Genomic DNA, 19983 nt, shown 5'->3' with positions numbered 1-19983 from the left:
CCAACATCACTCTTTTGGCTGATAATCAATAGGCAACAAATCTCCTATCCGCTCCCAAGCTATATAGCCTTCTACCAACATACCAAAAGGATCTGCATAGCTTCCATTCGAATAAATTTCCAGCGAATCGGTTTGTAAGTAAATCGTTGAGACTTGATTTCCAACATCCCCTGCACCCATAGATCCTTTAAACTCGGGACTTTCCAGCTCCTTTGTATAAGTAACATGCAGAAAATCACTGAAGCTGAGATACACTCTTCCAACGGAATCCTTTTTAATAAGCTCCTGCGAGGAAATCGGATTGGAATTTAATTGATTGATATACTTACCTGGATGAGCTGGATCAGCAGTTCGATATAACATTCTGATTACAAAGCCTTCCTCCTCATCGCTGCCCTCATAGACTGATCTAACAAAATGCTGTAAACTGCCTCTATAAGCCTTTTCACGCTGTTTTTCGACTTTTCTCTGTGCGCTTCTTGATAAAGTAGAATCAGGAATAAAAAGAGGGTATCCGGAATAAAAAACATAGCCATCTTTAGCCTCATACCTGAATTCCTGCAGCAAGTAATCAATTCTATATCCAAGATTAGGATTATTGATCTGTAAAATATCTGTAGCGGAAACTTTAAGCGTGCCTGCTTCACTTTGATCATCTAGTCTTAAAACCGTCTCATTGAGAAAATCACAACGAAGTCCGTTGATCGATGTGCCGAGAAAAAACACTTTAAAATCCTCCAAATTTTTATACCATGCAGGATCTCTAGTCCTTTTGACTTCTACGAGATCTAGCTCCTCTTCAACTTCGCTGAGTAAAAATTTGTAGCCCTGTGGCTTAAATTCTTCATTTAGCAAACTGAAAACTATACCACTATATCCTAGTTTTCGGATGATTACTTCATAGTTTCCGTCTGGAATGGACAAGGAAAATTTTCCATTTTCATCTGCAGAAACTCCAAATGTAGTATTGGTAAAAAATACTGAAGCATAAGGAATTGCCTCTCCAGTCTCCAAATCTGAGACAGTTCCTTTAAAAATTTTCTGCCCGAAGCAATCGCTTCCGCTTACAAACAAAAACAAGCCTAAAACAATCTTTAACAGCATTGAATTAGGCTTGCTCATAAGAATCTCAAATTATAATTGAGGCACAGATTTTTGCTTATTTTTTCTTGGCAAATCTACCACCTTTTTTCTTTGGTTCTGGCTGATTTTCAATAATATGAAGAGTCTCTTCATAAGTTAAGGTTTCAGCTTCCTTATCCTTTGGGATTTTGTAATTATTCTTACCCATCTTGATGTAAGGTCCCCATCTACCATTCAAAACCTGAATCTCTGGATTCTCATCGAATGATTTGATGTGCTTCTTAGCATCCGCTTCACGTTTATCTTTGATCAGCTGAATCGCTTCCTCTTCAGTGATACTCAAAGGATCCATTTCCTTAGGCAAGGAAAAAAATGAACCGTCATGTCGGACATATGGGCCAAATCTACCGATCGCAGCTACCATCTTTTTGTCCTCAAACATTCCGATATCACGTGGCAATTTGAATAATTCCAGCGCATCTTCCATCGTAAGGTTTTCGATGAATTGACCTTTTTTCAAGCTCGCAAACTGCTTTTCCTCATCCTCAGAATCACCGATTTGCACCAACGGACCAAATTTTCCAAGTCGGGCAATCATCGGCTTTCCACTTACTGGATGGTTACCTAGTTCACGGCTGGTGTTAAGATCCTGTCTTGCGATTTGCTCTGTGTCTTCTACATTCTTATGGAAATTGCCATAAAAAGAATCCAACATATCCTGCCAAACTTGACCTCCGGAAGCAATATCATCAAACTCCTTCTCTACTCTAGCAGTAAAGCTAAAGTCAATTACATTAGGAAAATGCTCTACCAGGAAGTCATTCACTACCATAGCAATATTGGTAGGAAAAAGCTTTTGCTTTTCGGCACCAGTATTTTCAGTTTTGGTGGCGTCCTTAAACTTTCCCTTTGCGATGACCATTTCTACATAATCTCTAGGAGTACCATCCCTGGATTCCTTGATCACATATTCACGTCTCTGAATAGTGGAAATAGTAGGTGCATACGTAGATGGACGACCAATTCCCAACTCTTCAAGTTTCTTCACCAAGGATGCTTCAGTATATCTTGGAGAAGCACGAGAAAATGTCTCGCGACCTTTCATCTCCTGAAGATTAAGTGCCTGGCCAATCGTCAAAGGAGGCAAAAGTGCTTTGCCTTCGTTAACATCCTCATCTTCCGGCTCATCATCTGTATCCTCTAGGTAAACTTTAAGAAACCCATCAAACTTGATAATCTCACCAGTGGCAACGAGATTCTGGGGTTGATTAGAAATGTCAACCGTAATAATAGTTTTCTCCAACTCAGCGTCTGCCATCTGCGAAGCAATAGCACGCTTCCAGATCAGCTCATAGAGACGCTGCTCGTTGCGTTCTCCCGATACATGGGCATTTCCAAAGTCCGTTGGTCGAATGGCTTCGTGAGCCTCCTGAGCGCCTTCAGATTTGGTAGTGAATTTTCTGGATTTATGATATTTATCTCCATATGAACCTTGGATTGCTTTTTTGGCAGAAGCCATCGCATCATCCGAGAGATTCACACTATCTGTTCTCATATAGGTAATCTTACCAGCTTCATACAGTTTCTGCGCTACAGACATAGTCTGGGCTACTGAAAAGTAAAGCTTCCTGCTTGCCTCCTGCTGAAGAGTAGATGTAGTAAAAGGTGCAGCTGGGGATTTCTTGCCTGGTTTTTTCTCAAGATTAGCTACCGAAAAATCAGAGTCAAGACATTTCTTGAGGAATTCTTCAGCTTCAGCTTTAGTATCAAATTTCTTTGGTAGCTCAGCCTGAAAGGTTTTTCCTTCCACTTCGAAAATGGCAGTAATCCTGAAACTTGACTTTGCTTTGTGCTGCTCTATTTCTCTTTCCCTGTCTACAATAAGTCTTACAGCTACAGATTGTACTCGCCCTGCAGATAGACCGGTTTTGATTTTCTTCCAAAGAATTGGAGACAATTCAAAACCTACCAATCGATCCAAAATACGTCTGGCTTGCTGTGCATTAACCAGATCGATGTCTATACCCCGTGGGTTTTCTATAGCCTTAGTGATGGCATTTTTGGTGATTTCCCGAAATACAATTCTTCTTGTATTTTCATCTTTCAGCTTCAGAACTTCTTTGAGATGCCAGGAAATGGCTTCTCCCTCGCGGTCATCATCACTCGCTAGGTAGACAGTCTCGGCATCTTTTACTAACGCTTTTAGATTTTTGATCACTTCCTTTTTATCGGCAGTGACTTCATAAGTAGGACTAAATCTATTTTTAATATCGATTGCTTTATCGCCTTTTGGTAGATCCCGAACGTGACCGTAGCTGGACGCTACTTTATAGTCCTTGCCCAAGTATCCCTCAATGGTTTTGGCTTTGGCAGGTGACTCGACGATAACAAGGTTTTTTGACATAGAAAGGCAGTTTTTCCGGGTTATCAAACCCGATAAGAAAAGCTAAAAATAGACGGCATTGTATTCTCGTCCAAATAATTAAAATTATGAAAGCTCTAATTGGTGGGATTTTTGAATAAAGTAAAGAATACTTTTGTGTACTTAAAGCACTTATCATGAAGCAATTGTTTTTACTAAGACATGGGGAGGCAGGATTTTCAGAAGGGTCAGATTTTCAACGGCATCTCACCCAAAAAGGCAGAGAAAACTTAATCCGCTTGGGTGAAAACCTTAAACAAGAGCTTAAATCTACGGATATAATGTATTGCTCTTCCTCTGAACGTACGATGGAGACAGCAGATTTGATAGGTAAGTATATATCCATTAATGAGTCAATTTTCACCAAGACAATTTATCAGGGAGATCTTGGAAACCTGATCAAGTTGCTTGAAAAAACTCCGCCTTCGGTGGAAACCTGCCTTTTGGTAGGACACAACCCTACTTTAAGCCTCCTTCTTTCCAAAATATGCGATGAAGATTATGTAGGACTACAACCTGGGATGATGGCGGTCATTGAGCTACATATTACTGACTGGAAAATGATAGGGCTGGGCACAGGAACGTTGAAAGAACTAATTCAATAAGTATAAATCACAATTTCACTATTCAACACCAAAAAGAACCACTACTCTAATTTTTAGGTAGAATATCTGTAATAACATTGATTATAAAAACATCTCTACAGTATATTTGTCTACTATTTACAGAAAGCGGGAAGATTTTAAACTGATTATTGAAGTCTTCTCCATTCTATGAGAATCATCCCATCTACCTTCTCATTATAAGGAATCTATCCTCCGGACAAAACCCAAAGTATTCTGAAAAATCCATAGACTCGGAAACAATTTTTGATTTCTGATTATATGGTTAAAAATGAGTACCCTTTAAAGAATATATACACCCAAATTAAAGTTGCACTGATTAAAGTTCATCGTTATTAGACTCAAAAATTCGCGAGGAATATAAGTTGCTTTACTCACCCAGCATCTAGGTTTAGAATGGCTTTGAAAGCAAAAAAGCATTGCAAAAACTAAATGCAAAAGCCCTGAAAATCAAAATTTCAGGGCTTTTTTAATGAAATTAAGAATTTTAGAAATCTGTCCCCTTACCATCAAGATCTAGTTTTTTAATCCAGATATTTCTGAAAAAAACATCATGTCCTTCACCTTGGAGCTTTAGCCCACCAGGTCTATCGGTAATGCCTTTCCCCCCGTCATTTCCACCATCGAGACCTGAGTTTGGCCCACCCCACACTTGTTGAATTTCTTTGTCCTCGTGTATTTTCACTCCGTTAAGATAAACTGTCGCCCGAGGTTTGGCCACAAGTTTACCATCTTCGAAGCGAGCGGCCTTAAACTCAATATCATATGCATTCCACTTTCCTATACCATAATATTCCTCTGAAGTTGGGACGTGTTCATTAATCAAAGCACCCAAGCCATGGTCGCCATAGTCCCCATCAAGAATCTGAATCTCATATCGGTTTTGAAGGTAGACGCCAGAATTGCCGCCTTCGTCCTTGATAAAAAACTCCACGTGTGCCCGAAAATCTTCGAATTTCTCTTTGGTTACAATATCAGCTGCTCCATATAGTCCTCCAGCTGCTGCAGGATCATTACTACTAATCACTTTTCCACCATCCACTGGATCTGTCACTTCTTCCCATTTTATGGGCATTTCTGCTTTGAATCGAGGACCTTCCCAGTACTCCCAGTTTTTAATCAAGGATTTCTTTGAGCCGTCTAGGTAGATTTTAGCGCCTTTTTCAGGTTTTGCCCCTACTCCAGTTTGCGCTTGCGCAAAAGCAAAAGCACCACAAAAAGCAAGGCTGAATAAAACGCGTAGAGATATTTTAGTATTCATAAGAATTGGGATTAGGTTATTTTTTCAATATTAAATGCGGCACAATGTCCAATTGTTGAATTTGGTTAATTTTAAACAAATTCAAACTTTTTTTTACATCAAATCGAGCATGACAATTGTATTCGCAATAAACAGAATTATATGTAGTGCAAAATTTTATAGTTCCGCTAACTAAACAATTATAATCATATGAAATGGGAAGGAAGAAGACGAAGTTCAAATGTAGAGGATAGAAGGGGTCAAAGAGCTGGTGGAATGGGTGGCGGTGGCTTCAATCCTATGCTAATCGGGCCACTGATCAGAATACTGTTTTCCAAAACAGGATTAATTATCGTCGGAATTATAATCGTAATATCAGTTATCACTGGTACTAATCCCTTGGCCTTCTTGGGTAATTTCATGGGCGGAAGTGGGCAGGGATTCACCACGGAGACCAATTATACTCCTACCGCAGAGGAAGATCGTCTAGCTGCATTCAGCGAAACTATTCTGGCAGATACCGAAGATGTCTGGAATCAGCTTCTGGAAAACTACAGAGAACCAACCTTAGTGCTTTTTAGTGGACAGGTTTCTTCAGCCTGTGGATTAGCTTCCAGTGCAACGGGACCTTTTTACTGCCCAGGTGATGAAAAACTTTACATTGATCTTTCCTTCTTCAAAGAAATGGAATTAAAACTACAAGCTCCTGGGGACTTTGCCCAAGCCTATGTCATCGCTCATGAAGTGGGGCATCATATTCAAAAGATCACGGGAATTACATCAGAAATGGATAGGTTACGCGGTACAGTTAGTGAAAAAGAATACAATCAGTATTCAGTAATGCTCGAGCTTCAGGCAGATTTCTTAGCCGGAGTCTGGGCAAATCATAGTCAAAAATCCGCGGGGTGGATGGAAAAAGGAGATTTGGACGAAGCATTGAATGCTGCAAATGCTATTGGTGATGATCGCCTTCAAAAACAGTCCACAGGCCGTGTGACACCTGATTCGTTTACCCACGGTACGTCCGCACAACGAATGAAATGGTTTAAGAAGGGTTTTGAAACCGGTGATATCAATCAGGGAGATACATTCAACACAAACGATTTATAAGCTTGGTTAACTCGTTTGCAAAACTGAGATTTGCTCTGGGTTAAGCTGATGGATAAACTGTCTTAGCAGATAATACGTTTCCGGAACTTGGGCTACAGGAGTAAGCATAGAAGGAATATCCTCAAAAATCTGATCGTTTTGTAAATAAGCAAATCGGCTTAGCATCCCACTTTCAAACGTGCAGTAGGCTGTTTCATCGGAGGTTCTTCCTTCCAATTTGATGAGAATTTCCTTATGGCTTTCTTTGATCTTTTGCATAAACTCAGCAACCCGTAGATTATAATCGCTTGGTTTTTCGATACAATCACAGGCACCCTCACACCTTAGCGCCTCTTCAGGTTCGCAGTTAACCTTTCTAAGTCCGCATAACTTCGGGCATAAGCCGTAAGTAGTTATTCCCGTTTTGATAAATGTATTTGCCTCTTCCAGAGAGAAAAATGATTCAATTGGCTTGAAAAACTTGGTAATCTTTGACACTTGAAATCTGCCATAACCTGAATTATCTTCGTAATGAAACAAGCCAAACATTCTCTTGGGGAGTTTTGAAGCTGAATTATACTTTGGCCATAATCTCTTGATTTCCAATGTCTCAAATAGAAGAGCCATAAATTCACTTCCTGTCAATTCCCATTTCAAATCGTAAACTTCCGTCTTTAGTTTCTGCTTAAGATTTGGAAGCAATTGACCTGAAAAGTGATTTTTAAAACGTTCTCTAATGTTGATTGCTTTACCCACATAAATCACTTTCCCCCGCTCATCTAACATGTAATAAACGCCACAAGCGGTCGGTATTTCTTTGAATTTGAAGTGAGGAAAATTAGGAGGAAGGTAGGCCTCTCCGGTATTCTTCTTTAGTGACTGATTGATGATCTGGTAGTCAGACTTGATCATACGGTCAAACAATATTGCCGTCGCTTTCGCATCCCCCATGGCTCGGTGCCTCGCCTCGATCTGTATTTTTTGACTTTCACAAAGTCTTCCCAAGCTATAAGAACTCATGCCAGGATACACTTTTCTGCTAAGACGAACGGTGCAAAGTTTCGGGGTTTTAAGCTCTCTACCCACTTTCAAAAATGCTTCACGGATAAAGCCATAATCAAAGCTCACATTATGCGCCACGAAAACTCTGTTATTGAGCAAATCCCAAAGTTCATCCTGAATTGCTTCAAAAGTCGGCTTGTGACGGACCATGAAATTATCAATTCCAGTCAGTCCTGTAATGTAAGTCGGGATTGCTTGTTCAGGATTGATCAGCGTCTGATACTCCCGGATGATTGATTCTCCATCATGAATCAATACAGCAATCTCTGTAATACCACCATGCTTAGCAGCGCCGCCCGTGGTCTCAATATCTACTATGGCAAATTCCATTACCTAAAAGTAAGAATTTGAAATTTCAGTTATGAATAGATGCCAAAGAATGACATGGATTGACCGGGAATTTTGAAATTCTAAACGGATTAACCAGCGATTCTCACTCTAAACATCAGTTCCACTTCTGAAATATTTAAACCCAAAAAGTGGATGAATAATAGAATGACGAAGAATCGAGGATCTATTTTAGTCACTTCCACTTTTCAAAGCATGAGATTAATCATGCAAGCGATAAAATTAAACCACTTTCCTTTACTTCAAATAATCTTTCAGGCACGGTAATTCACCATTTATCCCATAAATGCAACTTTGTTTCAAAAATGCTAGTTAATAATTCCAACGCCATCTATTTTTGCATTGTGAATTTGAAAACAGGACTACTTCTATTATTTATTCTGACGCTCGGTCTAGATATCCAAGCCCAGAATTGCAATCTCTCGATACGTGGAAAAATCATCCACCTGGAAAACAATGACCCTATTGAAGCTGCATATGTGCGGGTGAAAGAGGCCGGAGAAGGTGCTGTAAGTGATCAAAATGGGAATTTTACAGTCAAAAATCTTTGCAGTGGCACCTACACAATCACCATCCAATACCTAGGGCATAAAACTGTTACAGATACTTTAATAGTAGAAAATAACTCATTAAGCAAGACCTTCAGGCTTGAGGAAGAAGCTGTGGGTTTGCAGGGAGTCGAAGTACATGGACACCGGGATGCAGTGACTACCACGACAGCCGTTTCTGCCCTGTACGGGGAAAATCTATTGGAATCAAGGGGAGAGAACCTTGGAGAAAGCTTAAAAAGAATATCGGGAGTATCCACTTTTTCCACGGGGAATAGTATCGCAAAACCTGTTATTCACGGAATGCACAGTAATCGGATTATGATTATGAACAATGGCATTCGTCTGGAAGGACAACAATGGGGAGCTGAACATGCCCCTGAAATCGATCCTTTCCTAGCTGATGAAATTACCGTGGTGAAGGGCGCTGAAACGGTAAGGTATGGTCCTGAAGCGATGGGTGGAGTGATTTTGGTAAACCCGGCTCCTCTCCCAACTAAAAAAACAAGCAAAACTAGTCTAAATCTGGTTGGTGGTACAAATGGCAGAATGGGTAATATCAATTTGGTGCACGTGGGTGGTTCTGATAAAATCAAAGGATTAGGCTACCGAATCCAAGGCTCCGCCAAAAGATCAGGAAATGTGAAGTCACCAGATTATTTTCAAGTAAACACCGGAGTGAGCGAGCTAAATCTTAGTAGTTCAATTGGATATAGCAGTTCCAAACTTGGAGTGGAAGCCTATTACAGTCTTTTCCATACAGAATTGGGAATCCTTAATGATTCCCACACAGGTAATCTTTCCGATCTGGAAAATATTATCGAAAATGGCCGACCTTTTTCAGATGGGAAATTCAGCTACGAAATCGTCAATCCAAAACAACGTGTAACACATCAATTAGCCAAACTGAAATCCCATTATCATATATCTGAAAGCTGGAAATTAAATTTTCAATATGGATTCCAGCTAAATCACAGACAGGAATATGATAAGAGACGGGGGAGCTTAAATGAAAGAGCAAGCCTGGACCTTGAGCTTTATACCAACACGGTTGATCTCTATGTAAATCATACACATAAGAATGAACTTAGTGGAACCTGGGGGATCAATTTTATACAGCAGGCCAATACAAATGTACCGGGAACAGGTGTTACGCCTTTAATCCCAAACTATGACATGGCTAATGTAGGGCTATATGCTATGGAAAAATATTCCAAAGGACCTCTGGAAGTGGAAGCTGGTGTAAGATATGACTTCAGAAACGTCAGCACAGCAAGGTACGTGGATCAACAGTTGAGAATTGCAGATCTAAATTATCAAAATTTCTCAGCATTCCTGGGCGGTCTTTATCATATTACTCCTGAACTAACTTTCAACTCAAATCTAGGTTCAGCATGGAGACCTCCCAACGTCAACGAACTATTCAGCGAAGGTCTTCATCACGGCGCAGCAGCAGTTGAAATCGGGGATCCTAATTTGGAATCTGAAAAATCCCTTAAATGGATCAATGAACTTCAGTACGACGGTAAAAGAACCCATCTGGAATTTACAGCTTACCTGAACCCTATCTCCAATTACATTTATCTAAACCCTACTGGCGAAACCTATGTCAGCCTCCGAGGCACCTTCAATGTATATGAGTATTTGCAGGCAAACGCTTTTTTCTACGGGTTTGATTTTGCGGGCAGCTATGAATTCAGCGACAAAATAAGTGGATACTTAAAAGGCTCCATAGTCCAGGCAAAGAACACAGACGAAGACAACTACTTTCCATTTATTCCAACAAACAGGATGGATTGGGGAGTTTCTTATGACTTTGCAAAGGACACGGATTCCCGAACCAATAAAATTACTTTGAGCAACGTGCTGGTAGCTAAGCAATCCAGACAACCTGACTTTGACATTGCACCACCTCCTCCTGCCTATGCGCTCTTTAATATTGCCTATAGCAAGCAACTTAACATAGGAGATGATAAGCTAAATCTAGGGCTTCAGGTGCAAAACGTTTTCAATACCGAATACAAAGATTATATGAACCGCTTCCGATACTTCACTTACGATATGGGAAGAAATATCCTTTTAAAAATTAATTATGAATTCTAACCAACAACTCATGAACAGAACAAACAAACTTTACCTCATCGCAATCGCTTTGGTTTTATTTGCCTTTTCTAGCTGCTCCAGTGAGGATCCAGTACCTGAAAACGACGGCGAACTGATCACAGATGTTACATTGACATTCCAGGAATTGGATGAAAGCGGAAATGCCGTTGGCGACTCTTTTGATTTCACTGCATCCGACTCTGAAGGTATAGAAGTTGGAGGCACTCCTACTGTTGAGACAGTGATGCTAGAAAAAGGCAAAACATATGAGATGACAATTGACGTCTACAATTCACTTGCAGAAGAAGATATTACTGAGGAAATCCAAGCAGAAGGAGACGAACATCAGTTTTATTTCTTAGGGTCAGCATTCACTAGCTCTCCTTTCCTATCCTACGAATACAATGACGATGGAACAGAGTTGATAGGCCTGAAAGGGATAGTAAGAGTACAGCAAAGTCCAGGATTTAACAACGCAAATATTCAGATCTTACTTCGTCATGCGCTTGATAAAAATTATCCAGGAGCTGAAAATCCTAATTTTCAGGAGTATGCACAAGCAGGCGGGGAATCAGACTTGGACATCACTTTCCCTGTAGTATTGAATTGATCAAAAGTTTAATAAAACAGAAAAAGCAGCTAGATGGCTGCTTTTTCTGTTTATATACTAACTAATATTTGTTTAGAAATCAGGTGAGCAAAGTGTCATTTGTGCACTATCAAATTCCATTGTTTCATCGACATTTGATCCAATATTTCCAGCCACCAAAATTACTGAGTAATCAGGTCCTTCACTGGCCAAATGAACTTTGATATGTCCATCGAAAGTTTTCATTTCCTCAAAGCTTAAAAGCGCTCCATCCATCAGTGGTCCCAATACAGTTTTGCTTTCAAGATCAGAACTGCTAATAGGACTGAGCATATAAGCCATAGGAGCTTCTGGGTTTGAATAATCACCATAATGCAGATGTGCAGGAAACATGGTAGAGGAAGCACTTTTTTCTCCCGACAATTGCAGCGACAATTCTAAATTACCATCAGTAAGTTCTCTGACAGTTGCCGTCCCACTGTAGTCAAAATCGCTAGCTTTATAAAGCTGATATTCCAATTTTTGACCGGTATAAATTTCCGGATCGCTTTCATTGCAAGAGGAAATAAAGATTAAAATAAGAAGACTCAATATTATTTTTCTCATAGATAAAAGTTTGTTATGCAAACGGGAAAGAAGTATTTCTGTTACCTTTTTCCTAAAATTATAAATTCATTTGAATTGCTTGAAAATCTTTTTTGTACTGGATGAGTTTAATAACTGCAAATAAATCTATTGGCTAAAATCAACCTATGAAAGATACGCGTCTGGCAATTGGACTAGATTATTTTAATAAAAAAGGCTGGACGCTTTTTCCCTTCCAAAAACAAACCTGGAATGATTATTTAGATGGAAAGTCTGGATTGCTAAATGCTCCCACAGGATCTGGGAAGACTTTCGCGCTTTGGTTTCCAGTTATTTTGGAATATATATACAACAATCCTGACACTTGGCAAAAACCCAAAAAGAACGGAATTCAGCTGATATGGGTAACACCTCTTAGAGCATTGGCGCAGGATATTCAAAAAGCAATGCAGGAAGTTTGTGAATCCATAGGACTCCCTTGGCAAGTAGTTGTTAGAAATGGAGATACAGATGCAAAAACCCGAGCAGCGATAAAAAGAAGACCACCTGAATGCCTAATTACCACTCCGGAGACGTTGCATGTTTTGATTTCCCAGAAAGATCATGCTGACCTTTTCCAGACAGTTCAAGCGGTGGTAATAGATGAATGGCATGAGCTGGTCGGAAACAAGCGTGGTGTGCAAGTTCAGCTAGCACTGGAATATATACAATCCATCTGCCCTGGCACTTTTCGAAGGTGGGCTGTTTCAGCCACTATAGGTAATCTTGAAGTTGCAGCAAAAATATTGTTGGGAGAGAATTTGCCTGTTCACATCGTAAAAGCAGCAATTAAAAAACAGATTATTTTACATTCTGTCATTCCGGAAGAAGTAGAAAAATATCCATGGCATGGGTATTTAGGCATTAGAATGCTCGATCAGGTACTTCCCATTATTGAAGCTGGTCAGACAGTGTTGCTATTCACCAACACACGTTCACAAACAGAAATCTGGTATCAAAAAATTATTGAAGTGAGACCTGACTGGGCAGGTTGGATCGCCATGCATCATGGATCACTGGATATGACTGTCCGTGGATGGGTTGAAAATGCCTTGCATGAAGGCAAATTAAAACTGGTAGTCTGCACATCGAGTCTGGATCTAGGCGTTGATTTTAGGCCAGTTGACCGTGTCATCCAAGTAGGAAGCCCAAAGGGAGTTTCCCGGTTTATGCAGCGGGCAGGTCGTGCTTCCCATCAGCCTGGATTGCCTTCGGAGATATTCTTTGTCCCTACCAATTCATTGGAATTAATCGAAGCCGCTGCACTGAGGGATGCCATAGACAAAGAGGAAATGGAATCACAGTATCCTCCCGTCCTTGCTTACGATGTCCTAATTCAATTCTTAGTCACTCTGGCAGTTGGCGTGGGTTTTCATGAGGAGGCTATTTATCAAGTGGTGAAAAAATGCCATTCATATAAAGACCTTTCGGTGGCGGAGATGTCTTGGATTATCGACTTTATCACCAAAGGTGGAGCTTCATTGGGAAGCTACGAGGATTTTTTGAAAGTGATCCAAACAGAGGATGGTCTTTACCGAGTCACCAATAAAAGGATTGCTATGAAGCATAGATTGTCTATGGGGACAATCGTTTCGGATGCCATGATCAAAGTGAAATTCAAAAATGGAGCTTACTTGGGAACAGTCGAAGAATCTTTCATGGCTAAGATGAAAATTGGAGATCTCTTTTTCTTTACCGGAAGGAGTTTGGAATTGCTTAGGGTAAATGGATTGACAGCCACTGTAAAGGTTTCTGAAAAAAAGACCCGGAACGTGGTAAGCTGGATGGGGGCACGCATGTCTCTTTCATCAAGACTATCGGATAAAATCAGGGAAATCTTTGAACTCTACAATCAAGGAATCCATATCTCAGAAGAAATTGTTCAAGTCTCCCCTATTTTAGAACTGCAAAACAAGCTTTCCATTGTCCCAAACCGGGATACATTTTTGATCGAATCCCATCAGACAAACCAGGGATTTCACATTTTCTTTTACCCATTTGAAGGCAGAGCGATTCATGAGTTGATGAGTGCTTTGATCGCTTACAGAATCAGCGTTAGCTATCCGGTGACTTTCAGTATGGCAATGAATGATTATGGTTTTGAATTGCTTTGCGACAGCTATGTAAATATTGAAGAAATACTGGAGGAAGATCTTTTTTCACTTAAAAATCTGCGTGAGGATATACTTCGTTGTGTTAATGAGACTGAGATGACCCGTCGAAAATTTAGGGAAATCGCAAGTATTGCTGGATTAGTTTTTCAGGGATATCCAGGCAAGCCAACTACTTTCAAACATATTCAAGCTAACTCCAGCTTGCTTTTTCAGGTATTTGAGCAATATGATCCAGAGAATCTACTTTTGAAGCAGGCTCATGGAGAAGCTATAGATCAGCAGATGGAAGAAGACAAAATGATTCACGCGTTACAAAAAATCAATCAACAGCAAATCATCGTAAAGCATCCGGTTCAGTTTACTCCTTTCTCATTCCCCATCATGGTAGATAGATTGAGCAGAACATCGATCAGTTCTGAATCAATTGAAGATCGAATTGCCAAAATCCAGGCACAATTTAAAATAGCTGATTAATTAGCTCTCCAAAAGAATGGAGTGAACAAAATCAACAGGGTAAATAGCTCAAGTCGTCCCAATAGCATAATAACCGAAAGAAATATTTTTGCGGTCGGTGAGAAAAACGCAAAATTATCCACTGGGCCAACGCTTCCTATACCTGGACCTACGTTCGCCAATGAGGTCGCAACGGCACCAAGCGATGTTGCCAAATCATACCCCATCAGGGATAAAGCAAAAGCTCCCAAAACGAAAGTCAGTAGATAGATAAGAAGGAAATTCATTATGTGAGTAATGATTCTACCTGTCACTCGGTCACCATTGATGATGAGAGGAACTATTGCCCTTGGATGAACAAGTCGTTTAAATTCTAGCCAGGAATTCTTGATGAAAGTGAGGTGCCTTACAAACTTGATTCCGCCTGCAGTAGAGCCTGCGCATCCACCTAAAAACAATAGCATAAAACAAATGTAAGTTACTCCTTGGCTGTATTGTGTGTAATCATCCGTGACAAATCCAGTAGTTGTTACAATAGAAACTACCTGAAAAAGTGATTTTCTAAATGCCAATTCATGGCTCACGCCACCGTTTGCAAAAATAGGATAATATAAAACTATGGAAATACCTAGCAGTGCCAAGCCATACGTTTTGAACTCATCACTATTAAATACACGTCTGAATTTACCCATCAAACCAAAGTATATAACTGTGAAGTTAGTCCCGGCTAAAAACATAAATAGTATGGCGACATATTGAATGAAAGCTGAGTCATAATAAGCCATGCTCGCATTTTTGGTGGAGAATCCTCCCGTTGCCAAGGTAGTAAGTGCGTGGTTTATCGCATCAAAGAATGTCATTCCTCCAGCCCAATACAATAGGGTAGCTGTCACGGTGAGGCCAACATAGACATACCATAGTCTTTTTGCAGTTTCAGATATTCTTGGGTGAACTTTATCCGAAGTAGGTCCCGGAGACTCAGCTACAAAAAGCTCAATCCCTCCTATTCCCAATAGAGGAAAAATAGCGACCGTCAAAACAATTATACCTAATCCACCAATCCACTGAGTCATACTTCTCCAGAAAAGCAAACCCTTTGGCATTGCTTCAATATCTGTCAGAATAGAAGCCCCGGTAGTCGTAAGCCCTGACATCGTCTCGAAGAGAGCATCAGAAAAGCCACTTATTTGGTTACTTAACACATAAGGCAGCATTCCAAAACCAGCCATAAAAACCCAACTTAAGGCGACGATAAGGTAACCTTCCCGTTTTCGAATATTCTGATCTTGCTTGGAAAAGGAAAAAAAAAGTGTCACTCCAATTATCATGGTGATTACAGCCGAACTCAATATAGGCCAAGGATCCTCATTAAAATGAAGCGAAAAAATAACTCCAGGAAGCATCAGTAAGGATATTAGCACCAAGAGTGCGCCCATGATCTTCCCTATTTCTTTAAAATGAATCATGACTTAATGAAACAGTTTTTCCAGTGCACTTTTTGCCTCTGGCAAAGCCAAAACAATAGCTTTATCATTTAAATCCAACTGGAAATCACCATCTGGAATAAATACTTTTTCTCCTCTTATTACACCTGCTACAATTGCTGCATCTGGAAAATGAAGCTCCCGTAATGATTTTTTTATTAATCTGTTATTCTTACAGACAGAATACTGGATGAATTCTGCATCCACACCATAAATTCCGGAAACAGCTTCCACAGTACCCTTTTTCAAGAATCGGGAAATCTCATTTGCAGCTACAAGCTTCTTATTGATCAAAGAATCTACCCCTATACTATGTGAAATATGGATGTACTCCCGAGTATCAACGTGTGCAATGGTCTTGTAAACTCCATGATTTTTAGCCGTCAAACTTGCAATAATATTGGTTTCGGAAGATTCCGTTAAAGCAAGGAATGCATCCATCTGCTCTAAACCTTCTTCCATAAGCAGCTCTACATTCTTATAATCTCCATTGATCACGAGTGAGCTTTTGAGGTTTTCAGCAAGCCATTTGCATCGTTCCTTGTCTTTATTGATCAGGGTCACACGGAAATGGTCTTCAAGTCTCAGGGCTGTAGTAAGCGCCATATCATCGCCACCGATGATCATCACATTCTTGATCGTATGCTTCTCCTGACCTAGAACTTCCATGATGGTCTGCGTATTTTTCTTATTGGAAATGAAAAACACGTGATCGTTATTACGGATAATGGTGCTGCCTCTAGGAATGATGGTTTTTTGATCTCTTAGGATTGCAATAATTCTGATGTCATCAAAAATCGGGTTGGACTTTGTGTCCATAATTCGCTGGTTTACCAAAGGGTTACTTTGATCCAGCGTAATTCCAACAATATTCAGCTTACCACCTTCAAAGTCAAAGACTTCAGTAAAACTGGAGTTCTCGATCATATTGAAGATATGCTTGCTACATAGCATGGTCGGCGAGATAAGATTATCTATCCCAAGGTTTTGGAAATAGGATAAATTCTCGGCTTCCATATAAGAGTGGTTTCTCACACGTGCCATTACGCGTTTAGCGCCAAGCTGCTTAGCCAGAACTGCGGTTACAATATTCGTTTTTTCCGAAGTAGTAACACACAAAACCATACTTGCTTTGTTAGCATTAGCTCGCTTGAGAACTTCAAAAGATGTAGCATCTCCTTGAACAGTCAACACGTCTAACTTGGAAGAGACATAATCCAGGACTTCTCTGTCGGTATCGATGAGTGTAATGTCCTTATTGTCGTAACTTAATTGCTCAGCGAGGTGGTATCCCATGTCTCCAGCACCGGCAATCACTATATTCATACCCATAGAGGTAAATCAGGTGATTTTTGAATTGGCAAAAATAAGAGCTTTCTAAATGGTAATCAGCTATTAAGCTATTTCTTTTATGCCTTACAGGCCAAAGTAACAAAGCTCCTAGGTAAAAATTCAGTTTTATTGAAGTTTTTTCACGACCCAAAAAAACTGGACCACTATTCATCCAACAACTTATTGCTTTCTGCCTCAGGTAATTCCTGAATATCTTTAAGTTTTCGCTGGATTACTCTTGTCCTGGCTCCTACCAGTTTATCCAATTCGGAATTGGCTTCGCTGAGTTTTTTCTGAGTTTTCTCAATTAAGTGCCCAAACTTCCCAAACTCAGTCTTGATTGCGCCTAGAATCTGCCACACCTCGGAACTCCTTTTTTGGATGGCCAAAGTTCTGAAACCCATTTGCAAACTGTTTAAGATCGCTGATAGTGTGGTAGGCCCAGTCACAAGCACCTTATAATCCTGTTGGATTTGTTGCGTTAGTCCGGGTTCACGAAGTATTTCGGCATATAAGCTTTCTACCGGAAGAAAAAGTATCGCAAAGTCCGTGGTAAAAGGTGCGTTAATGTATTTGTTCTGTATATCCAGGGCAGCTTTTTTAACAGCTTTAAAGAGTTCATTACGATTCATTTCTATCTCAGGCTTAGATGCTAATTCATACGCATCTACTAGTCTCAGATAAGATTCCTGAGGAAATTTGGAATCTATGGGAAGTAGAATTGATTCCATTTGGCCCGGCATTTTCACTGCAAATTCAACCCGCTCACGATTACCCTTTCCTACCTCGGCATTTAGCAGGTATTGATCAGGAGAAAGTAAATTTTCCAAAATCGCCTGCAGCTGGTATTCACCCAGGACTCCACGGCTTTTCACATTGGTAAGAACCCGTTTTAGATCTCCTACTCCAGTTGCCAGGTTTTGCATCTCTCCCAATCCCTTTTGAACCGCCTGTAGCTGATTGCTTACCATCTCAAATGACTGTCCCAAGCGGGTTTCCAATGTTTTTTGGAGTTTTTCATCTACTGTCTCACGGATCTTTTCCAATCTCACTTCAGTTGTCTTCATCAGCTCTTCCTGCCTGCGATTTAGCTCAGTAAACTTCTCTCGCTGGAGCGTGTTAAATTCCTGGACATTCTGACGAAAAACTTCTCCAAAGGATTTTAGTGCTTCGTTTTGATCTTTGGAATTAGCACGAATACTATTGAATACCAATTGAAATTGGTTGGTTAGATTCTCACTTGCCTCACGTCTGGACTGCGCCAGAGCAACTTCTAGCTCCTTGCTCATTTTGGAAAGTTCGGTTTGCAAAAAAGCTTTTTCCTGATCAGTACTCTTTCGTAGGAAAAACACGAAGAGAATAATCACTTGAAGAATAAGTACTAAAATGGTCAAATAGTCAGTTGGCATAGTTTAAGGGTTGCAGACATGAAAGTAGTTCTTTGAAAATTCTGTCACTAAAAACGGCTTGTTTTTAGTGACAGATAGCGTCGGTATAATTTCAACATGTTGATTGAGAAAAGTAAACTTTTATAATTGGTTTGATACAATCCTTAAAATTGGCTTTTTTGAGTCTGCGCAAAATTCTTTCAAAATTGATATTGCACAAAGAGAATTCCTTTTTTCAATGTTTATAGCTATGCTTTGAGTCTTAAATCAATCTTCAAAAATCTAGGGCCTGGGCCCATTATCGCTGCAGCTTTCATTGGTCCAGGAACTGTGACAGTTTGCACACTTGCTGGTGTGAATTTTGGCTTTTCCTTACTTTGGGCTTTAGGATTGTCCATTATATCTACTGTTGTACTTCAGGAGATTTCCGGAAGATTTGGGTTAGTGACCGGACTGGATTTAAGCCAATTGATTCGCAGACAAAAAGGGAATCAAATCTTTCGGTACTTTTCTATGGGATTGGTATTAATCGCTATAGGAATAGGAAATGCTGCCTATGAATCCGGGAATATCTCTGGGACAAATTTGGGGTTGCAGATATTCTGGGAAGCTCCTACACTCAATTTTGCAAGATTAGAAATTCATACAGGAAATATGATTTTGGGAGTTCTTGCTTTCATTCTGTTGTGGATTGGCAATTATAAAGTTCTTGAGCGTCTTTTGGTCGGTTTGGTGATTCTCATGTCAATCGCATTTTCAGTCACAGCAATCCTTACTAAACCTGATTGGTCGAATGTACTTGCTGGCTTTATTCCAACATGGAATATAGAAGAATTGCCAACGCTAGTAGCTTTGATAGGAACTACCGTGGTTCCTTATAATCTATTTCTCTATGCAAGTTTGGCGAAATCAAGGTGGTCTGGATCAGATGCTATTCCTTGGATGAGAAGAGATATCTGTATTTCTATCATTCTGGGAGGACTGGTTTCCATGGCTATTTTGATAGTAGGAGCAGCAAATTCTAGTAGCGAAATCACCAGCGCTATAGACGTTTCCAAAGGTTTGGAAAGCGTTTTTGGAAGCTTCGCAAAATACCTAATGGGGTTTGGATTGATGGCAGCGGGGCTTACTTCCAGCATTACGGCTCCTCTTGCTGCGGCATTGGTGATATGCGGAATATTAGGCTGGAGTCAGGAAATCCACTCCCTATCTATGAGAATATCCATGGGCATAATCGTCGGTCTGGGTTTGCTTTTCGCGTCACTTGGAATCAAGCCCGTGCAACTAATCACTTTAGCACAGCTGGCTAATGGTGTGCTTTTACCTTTAATCAGTGGATGGATTATCTATATTGCTTCCCAAAAAGGTGTTTTAGGAAACTATAGAAATAAAACAGGACATACGATCGTAGCTGTTGTGATCTGGCTAGTTACCTTAATCTTGGGATTAAAAAGTATTGTTGCTGTTCTAGGAATCTGATC

Annotated in this window: 14 protein-coding genes; 6 read left to right on the top strand and 8 right to left on the bottom strand. The window is 40.1% G+C overall.

Going from position 1 to position 19983, the window contains the following annotated elements; genetic code table 11:
* Nucleotides 1-6: 6 nt before the first annotated feature.
* Both AACZ73_RS07400 and topA read right to left on the bottom strand, forming a co-directional pair.
* Nucleotides 7-1104 carry a carboxypeptidase-like regulatory domain-containing protein gene (locus AACZ73_RS07400; protein ID WP_339876783.1) on the bottom strand — a complete coding sequence of 366 codons (1098 nt, stop codon included), beginning with the start codon at nucleotides 1102-1104 and terminating at the stop codon, nucleotides 7-9.
* Nucleotides 1105-1159: 55 nt separating this feature from the next.
* A complete protein-coding gene (gene topA / locus AACZ73_RS07395; RefSeq protein ID WP_339876782.1) occupies nucleotides 1160-3487 on the bottom strand; it encodes a type I DNA topoisomerase in 2328 nt (775 codons plus the stop codon).
* Nucleotides 3488-3642: 155 nt separating this feature from the next.
* Between topA and AACZ73_RS07390 the strand changes: the two genes are divergently transcribed.
* Nucleotides 3643-4110, top strand: a complete 468-nt coding sequence (locus AACZ73_RS07390; protein ID WP_339876780.1) for a histidine phosphatase family protein — start codon at nucleotides 3643-3645, stop codon at nucleotides 4108-4110.
* Between the two features lie 505 nt (nucleotides 4111-4615).
* Here the strand turns inward: AACZ73_RS07390 and AACZ73_RS07385 are convergent.
* Nucleotides 4616-5389 (bottom strand): DUF1080 domain-containing protein, encoded by a 774-nt coding sequence (locus AACZ73_RS07385; RefSeq protein WP_339876778.1) that lies wholly within the window; start codon nucleotides 5387-5389, stop codon nucleotides 4616-4618.
* 189 nt (nucleotides 5390-5578) lie between these two features.
* Between AACZ73_RS07385 and AACZ73_RS07380 the strand changes: the two genes are divergently transcribed.
* Complete coding sequence (locus AACZ73_RS07380; RefSeq protein ID WP_339876776.1) at nucleotides 5579-6478, top strand: neutral zinc metallopeptidase; 900 nt, start codon at nucleotides 5579-5581, stop codon at nucleotides 6476-6478.
* A 6-nt stretch (nucleotides 6479-6484) separates the two neighbouring features.
* Here AACZ73_RS07380 and AACZ73_RS07375 read toward each other — a convergent pair whose 3' ends face one another.
* Entirely contained in the window at nucleotides 6485-7849 is a 1365-nt protein-coding gene (locus AACZ73_RS07375; protein WP_339876775.1) for an exonuclease domain-containing protein, read from the bottom strand.
* Between the two features lie 323 nt (nucleotides 7850-8172).
* On the opposite strand from AACZ73_RS07375, the gene AACZ73_RS07370 reads away from it, so the two are divergent.
* Nucleotides 8173-10518: a TonB-dependent receptor gene (locus AACZ73_RS07370; protein WP_339876774.1), complete on the top strand. Its 2346-nt coding sequence runs from the start codon at nucleotides 8173-8175 to the stop codon at nucleotides 10516-10518.
* 10 nt (nucleotides 10519-10528) lie between these two features.
* Nucleotides 10529-11128 (top strand): hypothetical protein, encoded by a 600-nt coding sequence (locus AACZ73_RS07365; RefSeq protein WP_339876772.1) that lies wholly within the window; start codon nucleotides 10529-10531, stop codon nucleotides 11126-11128.
* Nucleotides 11129-11200: 72 nt separating this feature from the next.
* On the opposite strand, the gene AACZ73_RS07360 is transcribed toward AACZ73_RS07365, so the two are convergent.
* A complete protein-coding gene (locus AACZ73_RS07360) occupies nucleotides 11201-11713 on the bottom strand; it encodes a hypothetical protein (protein ID WP_339876770.1) in 513 nt (170 codons plus the stop codon).
* Nucleotides 11714-11859: 146 nt separating this feature from the next.
* On the opposite strand from AACZ73_RS07360, the gene AACZ73_RS07355 reads away from it, so the two are divergent.
* The gene (locus AACZ73_RS07355) at nucleotides 11860-14319 is read left to right on the top strand and encodes a ligase-associated DNA damage response DEXH box helicase (RefSeq protein WP_339876768.1); all 2460 of its coding nucleotides are present in this window, start codon (nucleotides 11860-11862) and stop codon (nucleotides 14317-14319) included.
* Here AACZ73_RS07355 and AACZ73_RS07350 read toward each other — a convergent pair.
* From AACZ73_RS07350 to rmuC, 3 genes are all read right to left on the bottom strand, one after another.
* Nucleotides 14316-15764 (bottom strand): potassium transporter TrkG, encoded by a 1449-nt coding sequence (locus tag AACZ73_RS07350; RefSeq protein WP_339876767.1) that lies wholly within the window; start codon nucleotides 15762-15764, stop codon nucleotides 14316-14318. The genes AACZ73_RS07355 and AACZ73_RS07350 overlap by 4 nt on opposite strands.
* A gap of 3 nt (nucleotides 15765-15767) precedes the next feature.
* Nucleotides 15768-17114, bottom strand: coding sequence for a Trk system potassium transporter TrkA (trkA, locus tag AACZ73_RS07345; RefSeq protein ID WP_339876765.1), 1347 nt, complete (start codon nucleotides 17112-17114; stop codon nucleotides 15768-15770).
* Between the two features lie 164 nt (nucleotides 17115-17278).
* The gene (gene rmuC / locus AACZ73_RS07340; protein WP_339876764.1) at nucleotides 17279-18523 is read right to left on the bottom strand and encodes a DNA recombination protein RmuC; all 1245 of its coding nucleotides are present in this window, start codon (nucleotides 18521-18523) and stop codon (nucleotides 17279-17281) included.
* Nucleotides 18524-18757: 234 nt separating this feature from the next.
* On the opposite strand from rmuC, the gene AACZ73_RS07335 reads away from it, so the two are divergent.
* A complete protein-coding gene (locus AACZ73_RS07335) occupies nucleotides 18758-19981 on the top strand; it encodes an Nramp family divalent metal transporter (RefSeq protein WP_339876762.1) in 1224 nt (407 codons plus the stop codon).
* Nucleotides 19982-19983 lie beyond the last annotated feature (2 nt).

The sequence above is a fragment of the uncultured Algoriphagus sp. genome (genome assembly GCF_963974835.1).
Lineage (GTDB): Bacteria > Bacteroidota > Bacteroidia > Cytophagales > Cyclobacteriaceae > Algoriphagus.
The sequence above is the reverse complement of the archived record's forward strand: the minus strand, read 5'-3'. Positions and strand labels throughout refer to the sequence as shown.